The 8,396-nt window shown below is 50.2% G+C and carries 6 protein-coding genes and 1 pseudogene; 4 read left to right on the top strand and 3 right to left on the bottom strand.

What is annotated here, in order from left to right:
* The 3 genes and pseudogenes from DXY02_RS13175 to DXY02_RS03295 all read left to right on the top strand — a co-directional run.
* Positions 1–98, top strand: a pseudogene (locus DXY02_RS13175) (photosystem II protein D2); the annotation flags it as partial.
* 288 nt (positions 99–386) lie between these two features.
* A complete protein-coding gene (locus tag DXY02_RS12100) occupies positions 387–1,973 on the top strand; it encodes a hypothetical protein (protein ID WP_206749623.1) in 1,587 nt (528 codons plus the stop codon).
* Between the two features lie 58 nt (positions 1,974–2,031).
* Positions 2,032–3,627, top strand: a complete 1,596-nt coding sequence (locus DXY02_RS03295; protein ID WP_114988026.1) for a glycosyltransferase family 39 protein — start codon at positions 2,032–2,034, stop codon at positions 3,625–3,627.
* A gap of 31 nt (positions 3,628–3,658) precedes the next feature.
* Here the strand turns inward: DXY02_RS03295 and DXY02_RS03290 are convergent, their stop codons facing one another.
* The 3 genes from DXY02_RS03290 to DXY02_RS03280 are packed head-to-tail and all read right to left on the bottom strand — an operon-like array spanning position 3,659 to position 7,900.
* On the bottom strand, positions 3,659–5,188 hold the full coding sequence (locus DXY02_RS03290; protein WP_244276132.1) for a glycosyltransferase family 39 protein: 1,530 nt from the start codon (positions 5,186–5,188) through the stop codon (positions 3,659–3,661).
* On the bottom strand, positions 5,151–6,281 hold the full coding sequence (locus DXY02_RS03285) for a glycosyltransferase family 2 protein (protein WP_114988025.1): 1,131 nt from the start codon (positions 6,279–6,281) through the stop codon (positions 5,151–5,153). Before DXY02_RS03285 ends, DXY02_RS03290 begins: the two co-directional genes overlap by 38 nt.
* A gap of 23 nt (positions 6,282–6,304) precedes the next feature.
* Complete coding sequence (locus DXY02_RS03280; protein ID WP_114988024.1) at positions 6,305–7,900, bottom strand: glycosyltransferase family 39 protein; 1,596 nt, start codon at positions 7,898–7,900, stop codon at positions 6,305–6,307.
* On the opposite strand from DXY02_RS03280, the gene DXY02_RS12815 reads away from it, so the two are divergent.
* Positions 7,899–8,096 carry a hypothetical protein gene (locus tag DXY02_RS12815; protein WP_114988023.1) on the top strand — a complete coding sequence of 66 codons (198 nt, stop codon included), beginning with the start codon at positions 7,899–7,901 and terminating at the stop codon, positions 8,094–8,096. The genes DXY02_RS03280 and DXY02_RS12815 overlap by 2 nt on opposite strands.
* The last annotated feature ends 300 nt before the right edge of the window (positions 8,097–8,396 follow it).

Below are 8,396 nucleotides of genomic sequence, written 5' to 3'. Positions count from 1 at the left end.
TGCGCGCCTATGACTTCGTGTCCCAGGAAATCCGCGCTGCAGAAGATCCCGAATTCGAGACCTTCTACACCAAGAACATCCTTCTGAATGAAGGTCTGTATACAATAATTTGCTAAAACTTTTATAAATTATTTGCATTTATTTTGAAATTTAGGCTGCTCTTTTTGATGGTTTCTGGACGACACAAAATGGCAAATCTGTTTGCATTGACTTGCCGTCGCTTGGTAAAAATATTCTCTAGATCAGACTTAAGTATTGCCCGCACCTCGCTCTGGAATCGTAAATTGTAATCAATACTTCGCCTGGTGGTCGATATTTTTGAATTCAAAAGGTAATTAAATTTGGTTACAAATTATCTTTTTGTACCATCTGTGCTTACGCTTTACATGCCTTACCTATTTAAAAAGTTGATGTCTATACGCGATTTAAACTCAAAAATCTCGCTTAAATTAGTATTTATACTTTATATGGTGACTACACTAGTTGGCGTCTCTTCACATGTGCTTTGGCGTGATGAGATGCAGGGTTGGTTAGTAGCAGTAGGAAGCTCAAATGTTTTTGAGCTGTGGAATAATAATGCTCCATCTGGGCACCCTATAGTTTACCCATTATTAACATTTATTTCTTCGCTGATATATGAAAATCCACTGTCTATGCAGCTAATGCAATGGTCATTTGCCGCGATTTGTGTACTTATATTTTTAAGACGAGCTCCTTTTTCAAAGTTTCAGAAGTTATTATTCACATTTGGCTATTTCCCATTTTGGGAGTATTGCCTTGTCTCTAGGCACTATGTTGTAATACAGCTTTTGTCCTTCATTGGTGTTATTTATGTAAGCAAGAGAAATTATAGCCTAGTTTGTATATCATTTCTTATAGCTTTGCTGCTAAATACTCATGCTCTCGCTTGGAGTATTGCAATTGGATTTTTTATTGCAATAGCTGATGACTTTTTATATAAAAGATTGCGCAAAGGTGAGTGGGAGTTTTCTTCTGTAGATTCTTTGAGTTGCCTTGCATCTGCGATTCTTTTATTTATCGCTTCGTGGTTGTCATTAAATAGCCTTTTTCAGACCTCCCGAAGTATTGATAGTGCGTCCATTGAAGTAAGCTTGAAGTCAATTTTAGTCGCGTTTGGCAGATACTTGGGCGGTAATATTTTAATTGTACCTGACTCCTCCCGGTGGCTTGATTTATCAGTGTCTGCTGCTGTATCTGTCGTATTAATCATCGCTACTATCTTGTATATATGGCGTTCACGAAAAGCTCTATTGTTCTATTGTTCGTCTACATTTTGCTTGCTTTGCTTTAATGCTGCTGTATATAGTGGAGCGGGCTCAAGGCATTTCGGTATTTATTTTATAATTGTAATGTCTTCGGTTTGGCTTTATAGATCAGATCTTTCGGCATCTTGCAGTAGTTTGGTGGCTAATGTTAAGGAGTCCAACTTAATCGAATCTAGATCTCGATTTTCGCTATTTTTGTCTTTTATTCTAGCTATTCATTTTTTTGCAGGGATTCATAGAGTTTCCCTCGATATTGTTTATCCATATTCTGCGAGCAAAGAAGTTGCTGCTTTTATAAGAAATTCAGAGTATGCAGACTGGCCTTTGTTTGGTTCCAGGGATGTAGAGCTTGCTTCTGTCTCGGGTTATCTTGGGAAATCAATTTATTATCCTGAAATCAATCGATTAGGCACCTTTACTGAGTGGATTGATCGGAATTCATCATTAAGTAGAGAGAACTCATTGGATTATATTCATGAATACATGGATTTACATCCAAATATCAATTCGTTGCTTGTAATTCTAAGCAATAGTTCAAATTTAAAGCATGATTTTGGGCGAGGTGATTTAAAGATCTCCGATGATATATCGATTGAGTTTGTCAAAAGTTTTCTTCGTTCGTATAACAAGCCAGAAAGGTACTATATTTATAAAGTTGGACGGGCTATCAATGTCTTGAGTGAGTGATGTGCAATACCCTGTATCGATACTGTGAATTTTGTTGAGAGCTACTCCTTCTTTTTCAATGCAGTTGCTTATCAAGCTTTTAATGTGTTCTCTTCTTAAAAAGAAAACTATAAATGTGCATATTTTTCTTCTATCTCTATTGATATTTATCGTCTTTATTTCGCTAATGTGGGCTGATATGCAGAGTTTAATTGCTCATGACGAAGGCCTTTATGCAAGGCGAGCAAAATTAATATCTGATTCAGGTGATTGGCTCTCTCCATTTGCATCGCCACACCACAAAACAGTTGGTTCGTATTGGGCAATCGCTATAAGTCTAAAGATCTTTGGAATTAGCGACTGGGCTTCTAGATTGCCGAGCATTGTAGCAGGATATATAGCAACATTGCTCTTTTATTTTACTTCTCTGAGATACTTTAAGCCGCTGAATTCTTTGGTTGCTTCGTTGGCATTAATTGCCATGCCAATTTATTTTCAGTCGTTGCGTACAGCAGGTCCTGATATGATTTTGATAGCACTAATCATGGCGCAAGTATATTTTTTAACCTCTGCTAAAGATGCATCTCGTAGAGTATTTTGCTGGAAAATACTTGGCTTTGGTGCGTGCGTCGCAATGTCCTTTTTTGTGCGAAGTTTGGTGGCATTAATACCGTTTGTATCGTTATTTCCACTAATTCTTGCGCTGCAATATGTGCGCAGTATCCAATTTTGGATTTGGGCAATAAGTGGTCTATTCCTAGGTTCCATGCCGTTATTGTTTAATCTCTTATCGGTTTTTGAAGACCACGGATACTCTGGCTTGGTTTCTCTTGTTTCGTTTGCTTCGAGAAAAGCTGATGTTACTGAATGGAATTTATTCTCCAGTCTTCCATTCTACTTCACTAGGCTTGTATTATTGACATTCCCTGCATTTGTCTTTCTTTTGCCACGCATGCAATCTTTCGGCAAAACATTATTTTCTGATAAAGCATGTGGATTGCGAATTGAGCTTAATGCGTTGACAATATTATTTCCATTAATCTATACAATCGTATTGTCTTTTGTAGGGACTAGGCATTATCATTATTTGCTGCCTCTTGTGCCCCTGCTTGCATTGAATATTGCTCGTATGGATTTAATATTTAAAAGAAGCGCATTTAGGTTTGAGGCTAGATTTGCTGGTGTCATGTTTGTGCTTTATATGTTGGGTGCAATTGCTCTTTGTTTTAAGCGTGACTTTCTACTTGATGCCGCATTTTATACTGGATTTTTTGCGATAATTTTTTCTTCTATTTTATGCTTCTATGCTTTTTATTCTAGATTTTTCTCTCGGCGAAAGTTTTCTCCTTTTGCCTCGATTTTTGCATTTCTCATGGCGCAATATTTGACTATTTCTGCATTATCAGCAAGCGGTATTATTTGGAGTACTAACAAGGATCTCAAGGCATTGGCTAGCTCTATTAATAGTGAGTGTAAGTCCGGTGTATATCTTTATGGGCTTCCCAGTAAAGATGAAACAATCCTAAGATTTTATCTGGATAATTCTTATGTATTGCGGTCTTTGGGGGGCTTGTCCGCTGAATATGGTGGGTGCTTGGTCGCAGTAGAGTCTTCGAAGAGTCAGGTCTTGCAGGATCTGCCTAGTCATAAAATATCAAATTTTTACTTTAGATAATATATTAACTTTACGAGTTAGCGTAAATTACCTAAGGTATCAAGTTTTTTATTGGAATCAAATATGTCTCCTCTTTGCTGTCTATAAAAGATATATTATGTGCCTGAATTAGTTCCCTTATCCTATTTGATTCGGCTTCTTGCATTGGCGTATAAGTGTTACGCCAGTTCAGGCTGCCCGTTATGTAGCTGGCTCCATCGTCTTTGAGTTTTTTGAGTTGATCTATTGTTAATTCTCTGCTTGGGATGATCCATCCCTGCCTTCGTGCAAGGTTTAGCAGTGTTGGGTCTGAATCAGTGACACACACAACTCTGGCATTGACTGGGATTTCTTTTCGAATGCTTTCTGCGAGGGGCATCCAGGTGCTTAGTCGTCGTATTTCTACTGCCCAGTAGTCAAATGAGAGGATTGAAAGGCTGGCGATTAATGTGATGCTGAGTAACATTTGAATCGTCCAGCGTCGTTGTTCGTACTGCAGGGTTTGCCACCCGAGGCCTACAAGCGGTGAGCTGAATAGTAAAAAGGGGAATTGGTAATACTCATGCACGGTGCTTGATCTCATCGTCGCAACGGTGCAAATCAGCATCCCGACGGCTCCTCCAAGTGCTATGCGCCCTCCGCCAAATCTCCAGCACCTCATGGTGCCGATCATCAGCAAGGGGACTCCTGTTACAACAAGCGCACGTAGACCAGTTCGGATTGCAAGATTCACCCAGCTTGAGAGATTTAGTGCTAACCCGATGTTGCTGCGATCGCTATCCTCTCCCCAGAATCCAAACGTCAAGCCGCTTGCTTCACCTAGCTGGTAGGCATGCACGTACCAGGCTGACGTAACCGCCACGGCCGTTGATACATACACCCAGAACCAGGGATTCAGAGTCAAGCGTAAGAGCCGTCGCAGCATCTGCTCTGGAGATTCCGCCTTCGCGCGAGGCGAAGGTGTGAGCTGCACGAGCAGTAGAGGTAGGCCTAGCCAGAGCAAAGGAATCACTTTGATGAGTGCTGCTCCGGTAAAGCAAATCCAGCTCAGGCTCAGTGCCCAGGCTTTTCGTCGTTCAACAAAGATGCTGTGGGCTTCTAGTGATCCCGCGGCGCACAGCACCAATAAGGCTTCTGCCTGAAACGTCCTTCCGTAGTAAACCCCCAAGGGTGCGAGGGCGAAGGCCATGCCCGCCCACCAACCGACCTGGGGGGTGAACCAACGCCGGCCCAGGCGCATCACCAGCCAGATGGTCAGTGCGCTGCAGAGCACCGACAGCCCGCGACCCAGCCATTCCTGCACGCCGATCAGGTTGTACAGGCGGCTCACCAGAAAGGGGTAGAGGGGAAATTCCGATTCCACAAAGCCTGCACTCGCACCGCCCCAATCGATCTGAGGCAGCCAGATCGGATTGCCTTCCTGGCTGAAATGCCTTGCCATGGCTGCAGTGTCGGCCTGGCGCCAGCTGTGAACGCCGACCACGGGCATCCAGATCTGCACCAGCCGCAGCAGGCTTCCCAGGCCGATGGGCAGCCAGGTCGGCTTAGGGGCTGTTCCAGACAAATCGGGATGAGGCCGCATAGTTCCAGACGTAGACGACAACAATGCCCGCCAGTTGGGCCCAGAGCGTATGGGCCTGGATCAGGGTGTAGAAACTGGTAGCCAGGCCAACATTGGCAAGGGCCGGCAGGGAGGCCACCAGCAGGAACTTCAGCAACCCCCGGAGCAATTGCCGTCCGCTCTGGCGTCGGTCGCGAAAGGTGAGGGCATTGTTCACCAGATAGTTCGAGCTTGCGGCGGTAATCACCGCCACAGGAAGCGCCTGCTGAAACGCCAGGTTGAACAGGCCCATCAACAGTGCTGTGGATAGCAGCTGCACCACCACGCCTGAGGTGCCTACAAGCCCGAAGCTGATGGCCCGCCGCGGCAGCAGCCGCAGGGTTGCGGTGTGAATCAGGGACACGACGAAGTCCCAGAGGACGGCGAGATCGAGCTTGGAGCTGCCATGCAGCCTTGGCTGAAAACGCAGCGGAATTTCTCCCACCTTCAGCTGGCCACGACTGATGGCCAGGAGTTCGTAAAAGAATTTGAAGCCGTTGACGTCCACTTGACGCACCAGCGGCAGGCAGTGCTCGAGGCGCAGCACCATGAAGCCGCTCATGCAATCGCTCAGGTGCAGGTAGGACCTGGGCAGGCTCCAACGGGCCAGACGGTTGGCGAGGGTGGAGCCATCGGTACGTCGATCACTGAGTCCCCGGATTTCTGAGTGGTCGAGGAAACGACTGCCCGCCACAAGGTCCAGTCCCTCTCGATCCAGGAGCTGCAAGGCCTCGCCCACGGAGGTCGGTTCGTGTTGTCCATCGCTGTCCATCACTACGGCGATGGGATAGAGGGCTGCGATCAGGCCTTCCTTGATGGCGCTGGCCAGTCCGGAGCGTCCAACGCGTTGGATGATCCGGATTCTTGTGTCCTGGCGTGCCAGGGCGCGAACCAGATCTGGGGTGCCATCGCGGGAATCGTCATCGACGATCAGGATTTCGAGCGGATGATCCATCTCCTGTTGAAGCAGGGCTTCGATCACCTGGCGGATGGAACCACCTTCATTGAATGTGGGCAGCACGACGGACAGGCCGCTGTGGCTTGTCGTTCCTTCACGTTCCGCGGTGGACGACACAGTGCGCTCCAGTCGGGCTCAGGTTACCGACAGTTGGCCAGGGTCCATCGCCCCGCCTGGCCTTCGGTGATGCAGTCCTTCTGCGGCTTGTCGCTGAGACGGCGGCCTGGGCCACCTTTGAAGTGCTGAATGCGTTGTTCGGCATACCAGTTCAGGCTGGGGCGTTCGTCGTAGCCCTTCAGCTTGATCTTGTCTCCAGGGTTGGCACGGGCCAGGGCTGCCACCGGTTGCACGGGCCAGGTTTCGTTGAGCTCCCACAACCACAGGGGGGAGTGAAACAGCAGGGCCAGTGCTGCCACATTGCCGCAGCTGAGGCTGATCACCCCAAGGCGTCGTCGCTGTGGTGCGCCAGAGCGCAGCCACCATCCGCCGCCACACCAGCCGAGGCCTAGCAGGCCCGCCAGGCCGCGGTAGGGCCCAAGGCTGCTACCAATGCTGATGAAGCTGCTCAGCCAAAGCAGCAGGAGCAGCAGCCCGAGCCCGCACCAGAACATTGGAAGCCGCAACAGCAGCCAGCGGCAGGGGGGATTTGGGCTCTCGGGTGCACTCTTGGAAGAAAATGGCCACTCCACCAGCCAAACCAGCAGCGGAGCACAGAGGAGAGCGATGGGCAGCCAGAGCGGATGGCTGTACCAGGGGAGCTGGGTGCGCAGCGGAAGAATGGCTCCGGCCAAAGTGAGCAGGCAGGCCAGCGACCAACGGCCCCAACGACTCTGACGCCAGCGCCAGGCCCAGACCAGGGCGAAGGGCAGCAGCGGCAGCCAGGGCCAGCCCCCCTCCAACACTTCGATCACCGGGACCCGCCAGCCCAGATCACTGCCTTCGCCGGCATCTAATAGAACCCGCCCGGCGCCATCGCCGCCCCAGAGCCAGAGCGCCTGGCTCCCTCGGATGTGGGCATGCCAGAGATGCCAGCCGATCCCGGGTGCCAGGCCCAGCAGCACCCCGATCAGGGCTGTCATCCTGTTGTTCCAGCGTCTCCATTCTTGTCCCCAGACCAGTGCCAAACCGGCGGCCGCCGCCGCGGGCACCAGCAGCGGGGCTTTGAGCAGCAGCATGGCGCTGGCCATCAGGCCGGCGACGCTCCCCCAGAGCCCACTGTTTCGGCTGCCGTCGAGCTGCAGCAGGGCCAGCCAAAGCAGAGCCATAGCCGACAGCTGGGTGCCATCCAGCATGGCAAGACGTCCGTGCCGGGCCACCGGTAACAGCGTCAGCAGAATCACGCTGGTGGCGAGGGCGCTGGAGCGATCTCCCGGCCGTAGCGTCCATTGCAGCCAGCCTCCAAGGGGCACCACCAGGCACGACAGCAAGGCGGGTGCCAGGCGGATGGTCCACTCCGAAGGGAGCTGGTTGTGCTGTGTCGTGGCGCCGATCACGAGGGCGATCAGGCTGTGCAGACCAGGTGCCTTGTTGAGGTAGGGCTTGTCCCAGAGGGTGGGGAGCAACGGGGCTTCCCCGAGGCCGTGGCGAAGTTCAAGGGCTACCCGGGCCACGGTGGCTTCATCGAAGTCCCGCAAGGGGAGATCGCCGAGGCTGATCAGGGCCAGCACGGCAGCGGCTATACCGAGCGCCACCAATGCGATCCAGGGTGCTGCGTCAGGAGCTGAGCCGGAGCGCATGGGGCCCCTCTTCACATCAAAAACTGAGTATGGTCCTGATGTTCAGGATGCAGCGGCGTGGAGAGGTGAGTGCTTCTTTCGGGAGGTGCTCACAATTCCGAAGGCGTTGCCGGCATTCACAATCCTTCAGGAGGAGGTGTCCATGATTTCCAGTTGTTTGATCCAGGGTCTGCTGATCGCGGAGAACGCCGGCTGAACGGCGCCTTCTGACTGATCATCCGGTTCCGCGGCAAAAGCGGGCCCGGCGAGAGCCCCCGTACGGCCTGCCGGACGGGGGCATCGTTTATTTAGAGTGAATTCGCTGGAGACCCAGAGAGTATCTGTTGATACATGTCGATGTAAGTACCGGCACAAGCTGCATTGGATAACGAGTGGCCAGCACTCAAAATCCGGATTGGCGTAGTAGCGCCAACTTCCTGTGTGAGGAATCCAAAATGAAGCTTTTCCAGCAACTGCTGGTGGCTCCTGCCGCCCTTGGCCTTCTGGCCACCGGCGC

Origin of the sequence: Synechococcus sp. N19, assembly GCF_900474045.1 — a bacterium.
Taxonomy (GTDB): domain Bacteria; phylum Cyanobacteriota; class Cyanobacteriia; order PCC-6307; family Cyanobiaceae; genus Parasynechococcus.
The sequence above is the reverse complement of the archived record's forward strand: the minus strand, read 5'-3'. Positions and strand labels throughout refer to the sequence as shown.

Excerpts from the sequence above, each read along its gene's own strand:
- DXY02_RS03295 (WP_114988026.1), top strand. The coding sequence starts at position 2,032 with ATGCAGTTGCTTATCAAGCTTTTAATGTGTTCTCTTCTTAAAAAGAAA.
- DXY02_RS03280 (WP_114988024.1), bottom strand. The coding sequence starts at position 7,900 with ATGCGCTCCGGCTCAGCTCCTGACGCAGCACCCTGGATCGCATTGGTG.
- DXY02_RS03290 (WP_244276132.1), bottom strand. The coding sequence starts at position 5,188 with ATGCGGCCTCATCCCGATTTGTCTGGAACAGCCCCTAAGCCGACCTGG.
- DXY02_RS12100 (WP_206749623.1), top strand. The coding sequence starts at position 387 with ATGCCTTACCTATTTAAAAAGTTGATGTCTATACGCGATTTAAACTCA.
- DXY02_RS12815 (WP_114988023.1), top strand. The coding sequence starts at position 7,899 with ATGGGGCCCCTCTTCACATCAAAAACTGAGTATGGTCCTGATGTTCAG.